The following is a 16,529-nucleotide window of genomic DNA, read 5'->3' on the forward strand; positions in this document are numbered from 1 at the left end:
CGCCGGGTCGACGCCGCCCACGCCCACGACCTGCTGTCCGGCGAGGCCGCCGAGGTGCGCGAGCCGTCCTGGTGGCGCGCGCTCTACGAGGTCCTGGCCGCCGACGCCCCCGAGTCGCTGGGCGCGCTGCCGGTGCCGCTGAGCGACGGCCGGCTCGTCCGCGGCCCCCGGGGCACGCTGATCCTGACCGACGGCGGGGCCGAGCTCGACCTGTCGCCGCTCGGGCTGCGCATCGTGCACCCCGAGGCGGCCCATCCCGCGCTGCTGCGGTTGAGCGCCGCCGAGGCCACGCCGCGGACCGTGCTCGACGACCCGCTGACCAAGGCCGCCGTCGCGCAGTCGCTCGACAGCCCCGATCCCGAGCCGGTGGCGCGGGCCGTGCTGTCGCTGGTGGAGGCGTCCGGGCTGGCGCCCGGCGAGGCGCCGTGGCTGGCCGAGCTGGCCCTGCGCGGCAGCGACGGCGAGCTCTACCCGGCCGGTGAGCTCATGCTGGCCGAGGGGGCGCTGGCCGGGCTGCTGGAGTCCGACACGCATCTCGGGGTGGCCGCGTCCGAGCTGGAGGCGACCTACGGCGCGCGGGTGCTGGCGGCGGCCGGGGTGCTCGACGGGTTCGCCGTCGTGCACGAACCCGACGTGCTGCTCGACCCCGACGACTGCGACCACGACCTCGACGGCGAGGCCGACTGGCTCGACCACGTGCTCGACCTGCTGCCCGAGCTCGACGTGCCGCCGCTGGTGCCCGAGTTCCTGGCGGTGCGCGACCTGGAGCTGGTGGCCGACTGGCCGGCCGCGCTCCGGCTGCTCACCACGCCGCCGCTGCGGGCCGCGCTCCACCCGCTGCGGGTCGAGGGCGTGGAGGTGCCGTCCTACACCGCCTGGTGGCTGGCCAATCACGCCGTGCTGGGCGGGCGCAAGCCGCTTGAGCTGCGACTGCCCGGGGCCGACCCGCTGCTGCAGGGCCTCTACGCCGATGCGCCCGCCGGGCTCGACGAGGCCGCGCTGTCCATGCTCGGGGTCCGCACGACGCTGGCCGAGCTGCTGGCCTCCCACGGCGGCCCGGAAGAGCTGCTCGACCTGATGGCCGACGAGTCCATCGAGGTCGACCGGGCCCAGTTGCGGGCCCTGTGGACCGCGCTGGCCGCCGTGGACCCGTCGCGGGTCGCGCCGCCGTCGCGGGTGCGGGCCGTGCTCGAAGGGGCCATCGTGGTCGCCTCCGCGGACGACGCCGTCGTGGTGGAGGCGCCCGACCTGCTGCAACTGGTCAGAGAGCGGCCGCTGGTGCTGGCCTCCTACGACCTGGCCGAGTCGCTGTCCGAGCTGCTCGACCTGCCGCTCGCCGGTGAGCTCACCTCGGGCGAGGTCACCTCCGAAGGGGTCCGGCGTGACGTGCCCGCCGAGGTCAGGTCCCTGCTGCCCACCGCGCCTGCCACGTACGTGGAGCACGAGAAGCTGCTGGTCGACGGGGTGGAGTGCGCTTGGCGGTTCTTCGAGGGGGCCGTGCACTGCACCGGGGTCGACGGGCTGGCCAGGGGGCTCGCCTGGGCCACCGGGCAGTGGAACGACCGGCTCGCGGTGGCGGCGCTGCTGCGCGACCCGGGCTCGGTGCCGCTCCTGCTCGCGGAGGCCGACCTGTCCTGAGTGCCGGCCTGAGCGCCGGCCTGAGCGCGGGCGGCCCGTACCGAGTGCGAGGGCGTTGGTTTGTGCTCTTTTGACAGGCAAGGGCCGGGGAGGCGCCCTCATGTGGCCTCCCCGGTGCGTCGGTGCGGCGCCGATCAGGTGGCGCCGATCAGGCGGCGCAGGTGGTGCCGTTCGACGGGAGCTTGCCGTCCAGCAGATAGGCGTTCACCGTCTTCATGACGCAGCCGTTGCCGGTCAGGTAGGCGCCGTGACCCTCGCCCTCGTAGGTGACCAGGACGCCCGTCTTGAGCTGGTCCATCAGCTTGCCGGCCCACTGGTACGGCGTGGCGGGGTCGCCCTTGCCGCCGATGACCACGATGGGCGCCGAGCCGGTGGCGTCGATGCGCTTGGCCGCGTCGTCCCCGAACACCTGCCAGTAGGCGCACGCTCCGGTGGCCCCGTCGAAGGAGAGGATCGGGAAGATCTTCTTCACCTTCTCGTTGACCCGGGCGGTCTCCGCGGCGTTCGGCCGTTCGGTGTTGTCCGCGCAGTTGATCGCCGCCAGACTCGCCATCATCGTCGAGTACGTCCCGTCCGCCCTGCGCCCGGTGTAGGAGTCGGCCAGGGCGAGCAGGATGGTGCCGTTGCCCTTGATAGCGGCGGCGGTCGCCTGCTCCAGCACCGGCCAGGTCTGCTGCGAGTACAGCGGCGTGATGATGGCCAGTTGGCCCAGGCCGTTGGTGAGCTCGCGGTCCCCGACCTTGAGCGGCTTGGTCTTGAGCCCCTCGACGAAGTCCTCGACCGTCCTCTTCACCGCCGCCGGGTCGGCGCCCAGCTCGCAGCTCTTGGCCACGCAGTCCTTGGCGAACGCCGCGAACGCCTGGCCGAAGCCGGACGCCTGGATGACGGCCCGCTCCTCGAACGTCACGGTCGGGTCGAAGGCGCCGTCCAGGACGAAGCGGCCGACCTTCTTGGGGAAGTGGGTGGCGTAGACGGCGCCGAGATGGGTGCCGTACGAGAAGCCGAAGTAGTTGAGCTGTTCGTCGCCGAGCGCGCCGCGCAGGAGGTCGAGGTCCTTGGCGGCGTTGACGGTGCCGACGTGCGGGAGGATCTTGCCGGAGTCCTTCGCGCAGGCGGCGGCGTACTCCTTCACCAGCGCGTCCTGGTCGGCGTCCGCGTTGGAGGTGAGCAGATCCTCGGTCTCGTCGCCGCACGTGACACCCGAGCTGCGGTCCACGCCGCGCGGGTCGAAGCTGACCAGGTCGTAGCTCTTGCCCGGGCCGGCGAACGCCGTGGCGGCCATGGCCAGGGTGTCCACGCCCGAGGCGCCGGGGCCGCCGAAGTTGAAGACGAGCGAGCCGGTGCGGTCGCCGGTGGCCTTGATGCGGATGAGCGCGAGGTCGATCTTCTCGCCGTCCGGCTTGGCGTAGTCGAGGGGGACGGGGAGCTTGCCGCACTCGACGTTGGCGGCCGGGGTGGCCGGCTTGCCGTCGGGTCCGATGAGGTCGGTGCACGCGCCCCAGGCCACTGTGCCGGTGCCTGTGCCCGTGCTGGTGGCCGCCGGCTTCGTGCTGTCGCCCGCGGGTGCTGAAGTGCCGCCGGTGCCGCAGGCGGTGAGGACCGCGGCTCCCAGGAGAAGGGTCACTATGGGCTTCTTCATGCATCAAGGATGGGATGGTAGGCATATGCCGATGTAGTGGGTGGAAACACCACTTGCGGATGACTTCGGCGAACGGCCGGACATGACGAATGTCAGCTCCCGCACGGAATGGAACCGCCGGATCAGGGGCATCGCGGCCCGGGCTGCCAGTACGAGACGCCCGGGGCGGGAGCGTCGCGGTCCGCTGATACGGGACGCCGGGGTGAGCCCGTTACGGCCCGGTCCGCCCGGACGAGGGCCGGGGAAGCCTCGCGACCCGGCCGGTCAGCCGTTTCTGGGCCGGCGGACGAACCAGAGGCCGAGCAGGCCGAAGGCGATCCCGGTCACGCAGGTCCAGATCCACCACGAGTTCTCCGGGGCGGGGCGGAAGATCAGCAGGGCGACCAGCGCGACGGCCCAGGCGGCCGTGCCGATGGCGACGGCGGCGGTGTCGTTGGTCTTGATCGGCTCCGGATCGGGATGCCACTGCTGCTTCACGTTGTCCAGCCTAGCTTCCAATCGGGTCTCGATCTCATCACTGGCTCTTTTCGCAGTTCACCACCTACTGTCACCCTTCGCGTCGTGAGCGACACACGTAATGCAATCGATCGTTTCTTCGCGATCTCCGCACGAGGTTCGACCGTCTCCCGTGAGGTACGGGGAGGCTTGGCCACGTTCTTCACGATGGCCTACATCGTGGTACTCAACCCCCTTATCCTGGCCAACGGCAAAGACGTGACCGGCGAGTTCATCGGTGACGGCACGACCCCGAACGTGCCGCTCGTCGCCGCGGGCACGGCCTTCGTGGCCGGCGTGCTGTCGATCCTCATGGGGGTCGTCGGCAAGGTGCCCTTCGCGATGGCGGCCGGGCTCGGCCTGAACGCCTTCGTCACCTTCAGCATCGCCTCCGTGATGACCTGGGAAGAGGCCATGGGCCTGGTCTTCCTCGAAGGCGTCCTCATCACGATCCTGGTGCTGACCGGGCTGCGGACGGCCGTGTTCCACGCCATCCCGGCCCAGCTCAAGACCGCCATCAGCGTGGGCATCGGGTTGTTCATCGCGCTGATCGGCTTCGTGGACGCCGGATTCGTCCGCAAGGGCGCCGGCACGCCACTGGAGCTCGGCATCGGCGGCAACCTCACGTCGTGGCCGATCTTCGTGTTCATCGTCGGACTGCTGGCCACGGCCGCGATGGTGGCGCGCAAGGTCAAGGGCGCCATCCTCATCGGCATCGTCGGCACCACGGTCCTGGCGGTCATCGTCGAACTGCTGGCCAAGGTGGGCCGCGCCTCGGCCGACAACCCGGGCGGCTTCCAGCTCAACCTGCCCGCCGTGCCCGACCAGATCCTCGGCTTCCACAACCCGCTCGTGCTCTTCACCGAGTTCGACCCGTTCGGCGGGTTCGTCCGCGTGGACGTGCTGCTCGCCGGGTTGTTCGTGTTCACGCTGCTGATCACGGACTTCTTCGACACCATGGGCACCATCGTGGGCGTCGGGCGGCAGGCGGACTTGGTGCAGGAGGACGGGACGCTGCCGCGTACCAAGCAGATCCTGCTCGTCGACTCGCTGGGCGCGGCGGTGGGCGGCGCGGGCTCGGTCTCCTCGAACACCACCTACATCGAGTCGGCCGCCGGCGTCGGCGAGGGCGCTCGCACTGGCCTCGCCAGCGTGGTCACGGGGCTGCTGTTCCTGGTGGCCATCTTCTTCGCGCCGCTGGTCCAGGTGGTGCCGTACGAGGCCGCCGCCCCCGCGCTGGTGCTGGTCGGGTTCATGATGATGACCGCGGTACGGGACATCGACTGGAACGACTTCGAGATCGCCATCCCGGCGTTCCTCACCGTGGTGCTCATGCCGTTCACGTACTCGATCTCCAACGGCATCGGCGCCGGCTTCATCACGTACGTGCTGATCAAGGTGGTGCGCGGCAAGGCGCGGGAGATCCACCCGCTGCTGTGGGGCGTGGCCTTCCTCTTCGCGCTCTACTTCGCGATCGGCCCGATCCGGGCGCTGCTCGGCATCTGACGACCCGCCCGACCAGGCCGGCACGTCGAAGCACGTCGAGCACTTGCGTACGTCTCGGCGGGCCGAGCCGGGTCGAGCCATCCAAAACCCCTTGAAGCCGATCGAAGCCGCTCCGCGCAGGCGGGGCGGCTTCGAGGTATCAAGGGATCAGACGAACGTTCTGTACGGAAATATCCCACCATGCCGTATAGTTAGCAAAGGTAATGACTCATGCTAACCAAACCCCAGCCCAAGATGGACCTGCGCAGCGACGCGGGTCTCGCTTCAGCCCTGCGCGTTTCACTCGCAAGGCTGAACCGACGCCTGCGACGACAGGCGGCAGCGCACACACTGACTCCCACTCAGTTCGCGACGCTCGCCGCGGTGGAACGGCATTCCGGGATAACCCCCGGCGAATTGGCCGAGCTCGAGAAGGTGCAGCCACCCTCGATGACCCGCGTGATCGCCGCGCTAGAGGAGCGCGGCCTGGTCGCCCGCAGCCCGCATCCGACCGACCGGCGGCAGGTGACCGTCTCGGTGACCGAGGCCGCCGAGAAGCTGCTGAAGGGGGAACGACGCCGCAAGGAAGCGTGGCTGACGCAACGCCTGAAGGAGCTGTCTCCGGAAGAGAGAGCGATCCTCAGGCAGGCGGCGCCGCTGCTGGAGAAGCTCAGCAGGATATAGAGCCTGAAGAACCCAAGACCGGGATGTTCCGGTCGCTCAGGATTCGTAACTACCGCATGTTCAGCGCGGGCGGCGCGGTGTCCAACGTCGGCACCTGGCTGCAGCGCACCGCCCAGGACTGGCTGATCCTCGATCTCACCCACGGCAGCGCGAGCGCCCTCGGTACGGCGACCGCGCTGCAGTTCCTGCCGATGCTGCTCTTCGGGATGTTCGGCGGCGTGCTCGCCGACCGCTACCCCAAGCGCCCGATCCTCATCACCGCCCAGACGCTCATGGCCGGCCTCGCGCTCACCATCGGCGTGCTGACGATGACGGGCACCGCCCAGGTCTGGCACGTGTACGTCATGGCGTTCCTGCTCGGCATGATCTCCTGCGTGGAGGTGCCGACGCGGCAGGCGTTCGTGGTCGAGATGGTCGGCCGCCAGGACCTGCCCAACGCCATCGCCCTGAACAGCTCCATCTTCAACCTCGCCCGCGTGCTCGGCCCGGCGCTCGCCGGCGTGCTGATCTACGTGCTCGGCGGCACGGGGCCGCTGTTCCTGATCAACGCTCTGACCTTCGGCGGCGTGATCTCCAGCCTGGTCTTCATGCGCAAGGCCGAGCTGAACCTCTCCGAGCCGGTGCCCAGGGCCAAGGGGCAGCTGCGCGAAGGGCTCCGGTACGTGCTCCAGCACGAGGAGCTGCTGATGCCGGTGCTGCTGATCGCGTTCGTGTCGATGTTCTCGCAGTCGTTCTCGATGTCGATCGCGCTGATGGCCCGCGAGGTGTTCGCGGCCGGGGCGTCCTCGTTCGGGCTGGCGTCCAGCATGTTCGCGGTGGGAGCGTTCGGTGGCGCGCTGCTCGCGGCGCGGCGGGCGCGGCTGTCGCGCAAGGTGCTCTTCGTGGGGGCGCTCGGGTTCGGCCTGTTCCAGATCCTGACCGGGATCGCGCCGTTCTACCCCGTTTATCTGCTGCTGCTGGTCCCCACCGGGATCGCGCTGATCACCATCAACACGGCGGCCAACGCCAGCGTCCAGATCGCCACGTCCCCTGAGATGCGGGGCCGGGTCATGGGCATCTACATGCTGGTCTTCACCGGCGGAGCTCCCCTCGGGGCACCGCTGATCGGCTGGCTGTCCGAACTGGGCGGGCCACGCATGGGTGTGATCCTCTCCGGTGCTCTGGTGCTGGTGGGCACGGGTCTGGCCGTGGTGGTCACCCGGCTGATCAGCTCACGGGTTAGCCGGCCGACGCTCGCGGTGGCATGAGTCATTCGTACGGCGCGAGCGAGAACCGTGGATACCCGGCGGCGCCCGTGAGCCTTTGACCGCAGGGACGACGGGCTTGACCGCAGGTCGGCGGCCCTGGGCTGGGGTGACGACCTCCAAGCAGACGACGGGCGTCGGGAATGGTGATGGGCTCGGCGGAGCGGGGCTTGGTGGAGCGGGGCTCGGCGGAGCGGGGCTCGGCGGAGCGGGGCTTGGTGGAGCGGGGCTGGGCGGACCGGCGGCGGGAGCCGGTGTGACGAGTGAGGCGGGGCCGGGCAGAATCGCATGACATGAAGCTCTTCACGGCACTTCCCGCAGCGCCGGCATGAGGCTGTTCGCGGCCCTGGTGCCGCCCGACGAGGTGCTGGACGAGATCTCCCATGCCATCGCCCCGCACGTCGGTCAGGTGCCCGGCCTGCGCTGGCCCGACCGCGCGACCTGGCACATCACGCTGGGCTTCTTCGGCGAGGTGCCCGAGCGCGTGCTGCCCGACCTGGAGACCCGCCTGGCACGGGCCGTGGCTCGCCACCCCGCGCCGGAGCTGTCGTTCGACCGGTTCGGCGCCTTCCCCTCCGTACGCCGGGCGCGGGTCTTCTGGGCGGGCGTGACCGGCGACCCCATGACCAGGCTCGCCGACTCCGTCAAAGCGGGCGCCCGCCGGGCGGGGGCGTCCCAGACGGACGACAAGCGTTTCCACCCGCACCTCACCCTGGCCAGGGCCAAGACGGAGCTCGACCTCAGCGACCTGGTGGAGTCGCTGGCCGGCTTCAGTGGCTCCGTGTGGCGGGCCGAGCACGTCCACCTGGTCCAGAGCCACGGCGGAGCGCAGGTGAGGTACGAGTCACTCGCCGAATGGGCGCTGGCACCCGCCGAGCGGGGCTAGGCTCCAGGTCGTGGATCGTCCCCGCCCCTGGCTGCTGCCCATCGTGCTCGGCCTCCTCCTGCTGATCGTGATCATCGGCGCCTGGCTGAGCTGAGGTGCCCGGCTGGCGTGACGGTCCCCAGCCGTGGCCCCCGGTTGCCGGTCCCAGTTGCGGGTCCGCCGTCCCCGGCCGCCACCCGACCGCCCGCTCCGGCCCCAGGTACGGTCGCGCCGCCCTCGTAAGGCTGCACCCGTCGCCAGAGGCCGCGCTGCCCTTGCGGGGGTCCGCACGCGCGGCCCTGCTGCGGCCACATCGCCCTTGTCGGATCGCACGCTTCGTCCCGGAAGCCGGGGCCGGCGGAAGGTCGCGCCGGCCCCGGCCATCGACATGCGGTCCTACCAGGCGTAGTCCTCAGGCGCCGTGCGGTGCCCGGGGAAGATCTCGTCGATGCGGGCCAGGGCGGCCTCGTCGAGATCGATCTCCAGGGTGCGCAGGCTGCCTTCGAGCTGCTCCATCGTGCGCGGCCCGATGATCGGCGCGGCCACGGCGCGCTGCTTGAGCAGCCAGGCCAGGGCCACGTTGGCCGGGTCCTCGTTCAGCTCGTCGCAGAACTTCTCCCACTGCTCGATCTTGTCGCGGTGCCGTTCGAGCTGCTTGACCATGTTGTCGGCGGCCGAGCGGCCCTTGTCGATCTTGCGCAGCACGCCGCCGAGCAGGCCGCCGGCCAGCGGGCTCCACGGGATCACGCCGAGGCCGTAGTCCTCGCACGCGGGCAGCACTTCGAGCTCGGGGGCGCGGGTGAGCAGGTTGTAGTGGGACTGCTCGCTGACCAGGCCGGTGAAGTTGCGGCGGGCCGCCGTCTCCTGGGCCTTGGCGATGTGCCAGCCCGCGAAGTTGGACGAACCCACGTAAATGATCTTGCCCTGCTGCCGCAGGATCTCCATGGCCTCCCAGAACTCCTCGAACGGGGTGTCCCGGTCGACGTGATGGGCCTGGTAGATGTCGATGTAGTCGGTCTGCATGCGCTTCAGCGAAGCGTCGCAGGCCCGGCGGATGTTGAGGGCCGACAGCCGGCGCTCGTTGGGCCAGTCGCCCATGTCGCCGTAGACCTTGGTCGCGATGACCGTCTTCTCCCGGCGCCCGCCGCCCTGGGAGAACCACCGGCCGAGGATGTTCTCGGTGATCCCCGCGCCCTTCTGGCCCCCATAGACGTTCGCCGTGTCGAAGAAGTTCAGCCCCAGCTCGTGCGCCCGGTCCATGATCGCGAAGGAGTCTTCCTCCGTGGTGCGCGGGCCGAAGTTCATGGTGCCGAGGCAGAGCGGGCTCACCAGGAGACCGCTGCGTCCGAGATTGACGTAGTCCATGACTTCACCCTAAATAGCTGGAGTGCACTCCAGGCCAGAGGGCGACGCCGGCAACCCGGTCGACAGGAGCGCCTGACGGGCGCATCATCGTGGGCGATGATCTCCCTGCTCCGCGCCGCCGTGCCGCTCTTCCTCGCCATGATCACCGGTCAGCTGGGCACGATCGTGGTCACCTCGGTGCTCGGTAACCACGCCACGGTCACGCTGGCGGCCTTCGCGGTGGTGACCGCCGTGCTCAATCCGGCCGCCACGGCCGTGCAGGGCGCGCTGCGCGGTCTCGGGCCGTTCGTCGCGCCGTATCGGGACGATCCACCGTCGGCCGTGCCCGTCATCAGGGACGCCCGCTGGCTGAGCACGACCACCGGGCTGCTCGGCGCCACGGCCGTCGCCTGCGTGCCGCTGCTCGCCTCGGCCACCGGGGTGCCCGGCGAGGTGGTGGCGGAGATGGGGGCGCTGCCGTATCTGCTGGCGGTGTATCTGCTCGTCTTCGCCTCCACCGGCGGCGCCACCACCATCCTGGTCGCGCTCGGGCGCAGCGGGAGCGTGATGTGGCCGACCCTGACCTTCGGCACACTGCTGGGCGGGCTGAGCGCCGCGCTGGTGCCGGCCCTGGGGCTGACCGGCGTCGGCGTGGCCTGGGTGACCGCCGGCGTGGTGTCGGCGGTGGTGGCCAACCTCAGCCTGCGCCGGGCCCTCGGCCGGGCGATCGGCCAGGCCAGGCCCAGGATCCGCGAGATCATCACCCTGGCGAGGGTCAGCATCCCGCTGGCCGGCACCGTACTGGTCAAATTCGCCGTGCTCGGCGTCGTCACCCTCGCCGCGAGCACCACCGGCACCCGCGACACCGCCGCCCACGCGGTGCTGACCACGCTCACCGGCTTCATGATGCTGACCTCCCTCTCCATCGCCTCGGCCGCCGTGCCCGAGGTGGCGCGCGCCACCGACACCGCCGGCGCCCGGCGGGCCCATCGCGGCGCGGTTCTGCTCGCCATGACAGGGACGCTTGTGGTGGCCGGTCTGCTGCTCGGGTTCGGGCAAAATCTGCTGGTGCTGTTCAGCGACGACGTCGCGGTGCGGGACCGGGTGCTCGGGCTGCTGCCGCTGATGCTGCTGGCGTCCGCGCTCGACGCGGCGCAGGCGGTGCAGGGCATGGGCCTGACCGCGCTCAAGCGCTCGTCGTTCAGCCTGATGTTCCTGTCGATCGGGTACGGCCTGCTGTTCCTGGCCGCCGTGCCCGTGGCCGGGACCTGGGGCATCACCGGCCTGTGGGCGGCCATGGCGGTGGCCAACGGGCTCCTGGTCGTCATGCAGGGCACCGGTTTCCACCGCCACAGCGCCAAGCTGGGCCCGCCTAGAAACCCGGCAGGGGCAGATCACCCGCCCACGCCCGATACGTGTACGAAGCCACCTGCCGCACCCGGCCGCTCATGACGTTCACCGCGTGCACCGTCTCACCCAGCGTCGGCAGCTCGCCGTCCTCGGGCCCGCGCCCACGGAAGTCGCCCCTGACACTGCCGGTGACCAGCACCTCGTCCGTGCCGAGCCAGCCGCCGATCCGCGAGACCCGAAAGGTCTTGGGAGCCCCGGTGAGATTGGCCCTCGCCCGTACCTCGACGGTGGCGACGATGAAGGCGGTCGGCGTCTCAGCCCGCCTGCGCCGGCGCCAGGAGATGTGCTCGTTGAGCAGGGCCCGGCGCACATAAGCCTCGGGGTTGCCGTCGGCGAGGCTCCTCCAGCGCCTGGCCGTTCGCATGAGCACCGCCTGCAACAGGTCCTCGGCGTGCGGGGCGTCACCGGTGAGCAGGTACGCGGTGCGCATCAGCGAACGCGGATGGCCGCGGACGAACTCCCTGAAGCCCTCATATGGGTCCATGCCCCTCCTTTCGCCCGCTATAAACGCGGACGGACGCCACGCTGTTGGAAGGCGGGCTCGCGGCGGCGCGTGGGGCATGATGGCGGCGTGGGGGACTTCGTGACCAGGGTGCTCGCCGCCGTCGCGGCTCTTCTTCTGCTGCCCGCCGCGCCCGCCTTCGCGGCGGACGACGACGGGACGGAGAAGCTGTTCGTCTTCAAGGATCCGCGGATCACGGAGTCGAGCGGGCTCGCGGTGTCGCCGACGCACGACGGCGTCTATTACACCCACAACGACAGCGCCGCCGCGCCCACCTTCTACGCCGTGGACGGCCGGGGCCGTACGCGGGCCACCTTCCAGGTACGCGGGGCCGAGGCGCGCGACTGGGAGGCCATGGCCGCCACCAAGGACCCGGAGACCGGCAGGGGCGTGCTCTGGTTCGCCGACATCGGCGACAATCTGGACGGCGCGTGGCCGAACGTCTCGGTCTACAAGGTGACGGAGCCGCGTACGCTCAAAGACGCCACGCTCCCTGCGGTCCGCTACCGCTTCAGGTACGCCGAAGGCGCCCGCAACGCCGAAGGCGTCATGATCAACCCGGTGACCGGGCGGCTCTACGTGGTCTCCAAGGAGTTCTCCGGCTCGGTCTACGCGGCGCCGAAGAAGCTGCGCGACGACAAGGTCAACGTGCTGCGCAAGATCAGCGGCGCGCCCATCATGGCCACGGACGCCGCCTACGCCCCCGACGGCTCGTCCTACGTCGTGCGCACCTACTTCTCCGCCACCCTGTTCAAGCCCACGGGCGAGACGATCACCAAGGTGACGATGCCGGAGCTGAAGCAGGCGGAGTCGATCGCGTACACGGCCGACGGGAAGGCGCTGCTCACCGGCACGGAGGGGCCCGCCAGCCCGGTCTACCGCGTGCCGCTCCCCGACGCCGCGCGGCCCACCGCCACGCCCAGCCCGGCCAGGGCGGAGGAGCGCGACCCGCCCGTGGCCGCGCAGGCGGACTCGTCCGGGGGCGGGCTGACCGCCACGGACGTCCTCATCTGGCTGGCCGCCGCCGCGGCCGCCATCGGAGTGATCACCTTCCTGGCCCGAAAGACCCGCTGACGCAGGCGCTGGTCAGGGTGGCGCGTGGTCGCGGGTGACGAGAACGCGCTGGCCAGGGGCGGCGCAGGATGCGGCTGGCGAGAAGGCGCGGGTCAGGGGCGGCGCATCGTGGCGGTGAACAGGTCGCCTCTCAGCGCGCGCTCGACCACCTCGATCGAACGCGCCAGCCGCACCAGCCGCGGCCCCTCCTGCCGGTAGGTGTCGAGCACCGCCTCGATGGCGTGCGGCGGCAGGTGCCCCTTGAGGTCGACGGCCGCCGCCCGGTAACCGGCGCGCGCGGCCTCGACGGCGGAGTTGACGTGGTGGCGGGCCATGGCGGCCAGCGCCACGGGATGCCGCCTGAGCACCTCGTACGCCCTGTAGTCGGGCGGGACCGCGTCGAGCAGCCACGCCACGGCCGTGCCCTCCCAGTCGGGCACGCTGGGCGGCCGAACCTCGGGCGGCCACTCCGGCGGCAGATACATGAGACCATCGTACTCACGTTCGATTCCCGGCCGGCGTCGGTGAGGCCGTCTCGGACGTGCGCCTCGCCGATGGCGGCGCCCGTGGCAAGATCGCGCGGCCCTAACTGGCGTGCTTCACCGACGAGACCGGGCACGACCTGCGCATCAGCGGGATCGGCATGCTTCGGGTCGAAGACGGTCTCATCACCGAGGTCTGGTCGGTCCCCGGAGGAAGGGCGGGCCTTCTACGGCGATTGACGAACGACGACCCCGGCCCCACCGCCGAGGTCCGGTGCGCGGCCGTACGGCAGCCCAGCGGGCCCGATATGGCGGTCATGCGTGGATGGTCGGAAAATCGGAGGTGTGAGGGAGAAGATCGGAGTCGTGGGTGCGGGCATCGTCGGCCTGGCCGTGGCGCGGGAGCTGGCCGCCGTCAGGGGTGCCGAGGTCACCGTGCTGGAGAAGGAGGGGCGCGTCGGCGCCCACCAGACCGGGCACAACAGCGGCGTCGTGCACGCGGGGATCTACTACCCGCCGGGCTCGCTGAAGGCCAGGTTGTGCCGGGAGGGTGTGGCACTGCTGAAGGAGTACTGCGTCGCGCACGGGGTGGCCTACCAGGAGGTCGGCAAGCTGGTGATCGCCGGCACGCGGGCCGAGCGGCCCCGGCTGAGCGCGCTGGCCGAGCGGGCGCGGGCCAACGGCGTGCCAGGCATCGCCGAGCTGGACGCGCTGGCGCTGCGCGAGATCGAGCCGCACGCGGTCGGCGTCGGCGCCGTGCACTCGCCGTACACCGCGATCTGCGACTTTCCCGGCGTCGCGCGCAGGCTCGCGCTGGACGTGGCCGAGCTGGGCGGGTCCGTACGGCTGGGGCAGCCGGTCAGGGCGATCAGGGAGCGGCCCGGCCGGGTCGAGGTGCTGGCGGGCAGGCGCCGGCACGTCTTCGACCAGCTCGTGGTGTGCGGCGGGCTGGGCACCGACGCGGTGGCCAGGATGGCGGGGGCGCCGGGGGACGTGCGGATCGTCCCGTTCCGGGGCGAGTTCTACGCGCTGAAGGGGGCCGCGCGGGACCTCGTGCGGGGGCTGGTCTACCCGGTGCCGGATCCGCGGTACCCGTTCCTCGGCGTGCATCTGACCCGGCAGGTCGACGGACGGGTGCTGGTGGGGCCGAACGCGGTGCTCGCGCTCGCGTACGAAGGCTACAGATGGCGAAATATCCGTAATATCGGTCAAATTCTGAGCTGGCCGGGCACCCTGCGCATGGCCCGCGCCCACTGGCGCACGGGCCTGAGGGAGGTCCGCGGCTCGCTCCTCAAGAGCGCGTTCGTCGCCGACGCCCGCCGCTACGTCCCCGAGCTCACCGCAAGTGACCTGGAACGGGCTCCGGGCGGCGTACGCGCGCAGGCCGTGGCCCGCGACGGCCGCCTGCTCGACGACTTCGTCGTGGACGTGCACGGCAGGGTCGTCCTCGTCCGCAACGCGCCCTCGCCCGCGGCGACCTCAAGCCTGGCTATTGCCCGGCATATCACCGGAATTGTCCCAGCACTCGTCCGATGAGGGCATCCTTGGAGGTGATGGAATCACGCCTGCTGATAGTCGAGGACGACCCGAACATCCTCGAACTCCTCGCCGCCAGCCTCAGGTTCGCGGGTTTCGACGTGTGCACGGCGAAGAGCGGCCTCGACGCCGTGGCCTCGGTGCAACGGCACCGCCCCGACCTCGTCGTGCTCGATGTCATGCTGCCCGACCTCGACGGTTTCGAGATCGTCAGGCGGATGCGCGGCGGCGGGGTGCACACCCCCGTGGTCTTCCTCACCGCCCGTGACGAGACCGAGGACAAGATCCGCGGACTGACGCTCGGCGGCGACGACTACGTCACCAAGCCGTTCAGCCTGGAGGAGGTGGTCGCCAGGATCCACGCCGTGCTGCGCCGTACGAGCGGGGACTCGCCGGCGGCGCCGCCCCGGCTCACGTTCGCCGACATCGAGCTGGACGAGGAGAGCCACGAGGTGTGGCGCGGCGGCAACGCCGTCGCGCTGTCGCCGACCGAGTTCAAGCTGCTGCGTTACTTCATGACGAACGCCGGCCGCGTCCTGTCCAAGCCGCAGATCCTCGACCACGTGTGGGACTACGACTTCCGGGGCGAGGTGGGCATCGTCGAGTCGTACGTGTCCGTGCTCCGCCGGAAGATCGACAACCGCAGCCCGCGGCTCATCCACACCCTGCGGGGTGTCGGCTACGTCCTGCGTCTGCCACCGAGTCCCTGATGCGCGGCCTGCCGCTGAGGATCAAGCTGATCGCGTCGATGCTGACCCTGCTCGGCTTCGGTATGTTCTTCATCGGCCTGGTGAGCGTGTCCGTGCTGCACGGCTACCTGATCGACCGGGTGGACAGCCAGCTCCACCTGCTCAGCGCGCGCATGGAGAAGAAGGTCAGGAGCGACTGGCGGAAGGACAGGGAGACGGCCGAACGGCCGATCCTCATCGAGTCCGACGCCATCGCCCTGGTCAAGGAGCCGAACAGCGACTTCGTGCCGATGCTGACCGACCGGGACGTGGACGCCAAGCCCAAGCCCGTCCTGTCGGCGTCGCCCGGCGCCGAGCCCTACACCGCGCCGGCCATGAGCGGCCCCGGCGAGTGGCGGGTGCTGGAGACCGTGGACAGGTGGCGCACGCTGGTCGTCGCGGTGGACCTGGAGGAGGTCGACGCGATCACCCGGCGGCTGGTGCTCATCGAGCTGCTGGGCGGCGGCGGCATCCTGCTCATCCTGGCCGTGGCCGGCGTCACGATCGTGCGGCACAGCATGCGGCCGCTCGGCGAGATCGAGCGTACGGCCGAGGCCATCGCCGCCGGCGAGCTGGGCCGGCGGGTGCCGGACGGCGACCCGCGCACCGAGGTGGGCGGCCTGGCCAGGTCGCTGAACGGGATGCTGGCCCAGATCGAGGCCGCGTTCGTGGCCAGGTCGGCCTCCGAGGAGGCGGCCCGGCGCTCCGAGGACCGCATGCGCCAGTTCGTCGGCGACGCCTCGCACGAGCTGCGCACCCCGCTGACCTCCATCCGCGGTTTCGCCGAGTACGCCAGGCAGAACCCGGGCGCCGACCCCGCCGAGCTGATGCAGCGCGTGGAGCAGGCCGCGGGCCGGATGAGCGTGCTGGTGGACGACCTGCTGCTGCTGGCCAGGGTGGACCAGCAGCGGCCGCTGCGGATGCAGCCGGTGGACATGCTGGCGCTGGCGGCGGACGCCGTACAGGATGCCCGGATCATCGCGCCCGACCGGGTGATCAAGCTGGACGTGGTCGGCGGCACGGCCCTGATCGTCTCCGGCGACGAGGTACGCCTGCGCCAGGTCGTCAGCAACCTCGTCACGAACGCCCTCGTGCACACCGACCCCGGCTCCCCGATCATCGTGCGTACGGGGACGAGCGCGGACAAACTGTTCGTCGAGGTCGTCGACCAGGGGCCAGGACTCACTCCCGAGCAGATCGAGCACGTCTTCGAGCGCTTCTACCGCGCCGACTCCGCCCGCTCGCGCCGCCGCTCGGCCGAGGACCGGGGCAGCGGGCTCGGCCTGGCCATCGTGCAGGCCCTCGTCCAGGCCCACGACGGCACGGTCACCGTGGACAGCTCGCCGGAGGCCGGCTCGACCTTCCGGGTCGAACTCCCACTCGCTTTGGAGTGAGCCTTCAGCTAACCCTCAGGCTGCTGCGTC

General features: G+C 70.9%; 14 protein-coding genes and 1 pseudogene. 10 read left to right on the forward strand and 5 right to left on the reverse strand.

The window, feature by feature from the left end; genetic code table 11:
- Positions 1-1,638 (forward strand): annotated as a pseudogene (locus tag ABFX54_RS33970) (sacsin N-terminal ATP-binding-like domain-containing protein); the annotation flags it as partial.
- Between the two features lie 148 nt (positions 1,639-1,786).
- On the opposite strand, the gene ABFX54_RS33975 reads toward ABFX54_RS33970, so the two are convergent.
- Together ABFX54_RS33975 and ABFX54_RS33980 are read right to left on the reverse strand one after the other, a co-directional pair.
- A complete protein-coding gene (locus tag ABFX54_RS33975; RefSeq protein ID WP_346110690.1) occupies positions 1,787-3,277 on the reverse strand; it encodes an alpha/beta hydrolase in 1,491 nt (496 codons plus the stop codon).
- Positions 3,278-3,541: 264 nt separating this feature from the next.
- On the reverse strand, positions 3,542-3,754 hold the full coding sequence (locus ABFX54_RS33980; protein WP_346110691.1) for a DUF2530 domain-containing protein: 213 nt from the start codon (positions 3,752-3,754) through the stop codon (positions 3,542-3,544).
- 84 nt (positions 3,755-3,838) lie between these two features.
- Here ABFX54_RS33980 and ABFX54_RS33985 point away from each other — a divergent pair, with 84 nt between their 5' ends.
- The 4 genes from ABFX54_RS33985 (at position 3,839) to thpR (ending at position 8,071) form a co-directional block, all read left to right on the forward strand.
- Complete coding sequence (locus ABFX54_RS33985) at positions 3,839-5,278, forward strand: NCS2 family permease (RefSeq protein ID WP_346110692.1); 1,440 nt, start codon at positions 3,839-3,841, stop codon at positions 5,276-5,278.
- A 210-nt stretch (positions 5,279-5,488) separates the two neighbouring features.
- Positions 5,489-5,941, forward strand: coding sequence for a MarR family winged helix-turn-helix transcriptional regulator (locus ABFX54_RS33990; RefSeq protein WP_346110693.1), 453 nt, complete (start codon positions 5,489-5,491; stop codon positions 5,939-5,941).
- 23 nt (positions 5,942-5,964) lie between these two features.
- Complete coding sequence (locus tag ABFX54_RS33995; RefSeq protein WP_346110695.1) at positions 5,965-7,188, forward strand: MFS transporter; 1,224 nt, start codon at positions 5,965-5,967, stop codon at positions 7,186-7,188.
- Positions 7,189-7,513: 325 nt separating this feature from the next.
- Positions 7,514-8,071 carry an RNA 2',3'-cyclic phosphodiesterase gene (gene thpR / locus ABFX54_RS34000; RefSeq protein ID WP_346110697.1) on the forward strand — a complete coding sequence of 186 codons (558 nt, stop codon included), beginning with the start codon at positions 7,514-7,516 and terminating at the stop codon, positions 8,069-8,071.
- A gap of 375 nt (positions 8,072-8,446) precedes the next feature.
- On the opposite strand, the gene ABFX54_RS34005 is transcribed toward thpR, so the two are convergent.
- Positions 8,447-9,415, reverse strand: a complete 969-nt coding sequence (locus ABFX54_RS34005; RefSeq protein ID WP_346110699.1) for an aldo/keto reductase — start codon at positions 9,413-9,415, stop codon at positions 8,447-8,449.
- 96 nt (positions 9,416-9,511) lie between these two features.
- Between ABFX54_RS34005 and ABFX54_RS34010 the strand changes: the two genes are divergently transcribed.
- Positions 9,512-10,846 carry an MATE family efflux transporter gene (locus ABFX54_RS34010; RefSeq protein ID WP_346110700.1) on the forward strand — a complete coding sequence of 445 codons (1,335 nt, stop codon included), beginning with the start codon at positions 9,512-9,514 and terminating at the stop codon, positions 10,844-10,846.
- On the opposite strand, the gene ABFX54_RS34015 is transcribed toward ABFX54_RS34010, so the two are convergent.
- Positions 10,767-11,288 (reverse strand): sigma factor, encoded by a 522-nt coding sequence (locus ABFX54_RS34015; protein ID WP_346110702.1) that lies wholly within the window; start codon positions 11,286-11,288, stop codon positions 10,767-10,769. The two genes, ABFX54_RS34010 and ABFX54_RS34015, sit on opposite strands and share 80 nt — an antisense overlap.
- 87 nt (positions 11,289-11,375) lie before the next feature.
- Here ABFX54_RS34015 and ABFX54_RS34020 point away from each other — a divergent pair, with 87 nt between their 5' ends.
- Positions 11,376-12,380, forward strand: a complete 1,005-nt coding sequence (locus ABFX54_RS34020; protein WP_346110703.1) for a hypothetical protein — start codon at positions 11,376-11,378, stop codon at positions 12,378-12,380.
- Between the two features lie 92 nt (positions 12,381-12,472).
- On the opposite strand, the gene ABFX54_RS34025 is transcribed toward ABFX54_RS34020, so the two are convergent.
- On the reverse strand, positions 12,473-12,844 hold the full coding sequence (locus tag ABFX54_RS34025) for a hypothetical protein (protein ID WP_346110704.1): 372 nt from the start codon (positions 12,842-12,844) through the stop codon (positions 12,473-12,475).
- 342 nt (positions 12,845-13,186) lie between these two features.
- Here ABFX54_RS34025 and lhgO point away from each other — a divergent pair, with 342 nt between their 5' ends.
- Genes lhgO through ABFX54_RS34040 form a run of 3 tightly spaced genes read left to right on the forward strand, consistent with a single transcriptional unit; the run spans position 13,187 to position 16,499 of the window.
- Positions 13,187-14,377 (forward strand): L-2-hydroxyglutarate oxidase, encoded by a 1,191-nt coding sequence (gene lhgO / locus ABFX54_RS34030; RefSeq protein ID WP_346110705.1) that lies wholly within the window; start codon positions 13,187-13,189, stop codon positions 14,375-14,377.
- 17 nt (positions 14,378-14,394) lie between these two features.
- The gene (locus tag ABFX54_RS34035) at positions 14,395-15,087 is read left to right on the forward strand and encodes a response regulator transcription factor (RefSeq protein WP_346110706.1); all 693 of its coding nucleotides are present in this window, start codon (positions 14,395-14,397) and stop codon (positions 15,085-15,087) included.
- Entirely contained in the window at positions 15,087-16,499 is a 1,413-nt protein-coding gene (locus ABFX54_RS34040; RefSeq protein WP_346110707.1) for a sensor histidine kinase, read from the forward strand. The genes ABFX54_RS34035 and ABFX54_RS34040 overlap by 1 nt, the downstream gene beginning before the upstream one ends.
- Positions 16,500-16,529: the final 30 nt, after the last annotated feature.

It is taken from the genome of Nonomuraea maheshkhaliensis (assembly GCF_039529435.1).
In the GTDB taxonomy this organism is placed as follows: domain Bacteria; phylum Actinomycetota; class Actinomycetes; order Streptosporangiales; family Streptosporangiaceae; genus Nonomuraea; species Nonomuraea maheshkhaliensis.

Excerpts from the sequence above, each read along its gene's own strand:
- ABFX54_RS34040 (WP_346110707.1), top strand. The coding sequence starts at position 15,087 with ATGCGCGGCCTGCCGCTGAGGATCAAGCTGATCGCGTCGATGCTGACC.
- ABFX54_RS33975 (WP_346110690.1), bottom strand. The coding sequence starts at position 3,277 with ATGAAGAAGCCCATAGTGACCCTTCTCCTGGGAGCCGCGGTCCTCACC.
- ABFX54_RS34035 (WP_346110706.1), top strand. The coding sequence starts at position 14,395 with ATGGAATCACGCCTGCTGATAGTCGAGGACGACCCGAACATCCTCGAA.
- ABFX54_RS33995 (WP_346110695.1), top strand. The coding sequence starts at position 5,965 with ATGTTCCGGTCGCTCAGGATTCGTAACTACCGCATGTTCAGCGCGGGC.
- thpR (WP_346110697.1), top strand. The coding sequence starts at position 7,514 with ATGAGGCTGTTCGCGGCCCTGGTGCCGCCCGACGAGGTGCTGGACGAG.
- ABFX54_RS34005 (WP_346110699.1), bottom strand. The coding sequence starts at position 9,415 with ATGGACTACGTCAATCTCGGACGCAGCGGTCTCCTGGTGAGCCCGCTC.
- ABFX54_RS34015 (WP_346110702.1), bottom strand. The coding sequence starts at position 11,288 with ATGGACCCATATGAGGGCTTCAGGGAGTTCGTCCGCGGCCATCCGCGT.
- ABFX54_RS34025 (WP_346110704.1), bottom strand. The coding sequence starts at position 12,844 with ATGTATCTGCCGCCGGAGTGGCCGCCCGAGGTTCGGCCGCCCAGCGTG.
- ABFX54_RS34010 (WP_346110700.1), top strand. The coding sequence starts at position 9,512 with ATGATCTCCCTGCTCCGCGCCGCCGTGCCGCTCTTCCTCGCCATGATC.
- ABFX54_RS33990 (WP_346110693.1), top strand. The coding sequence starts at position 5,489 with ATGCTAACCAAACCCCAGCCCAAGATGGACCTGCGCAGCGACGCGGGT.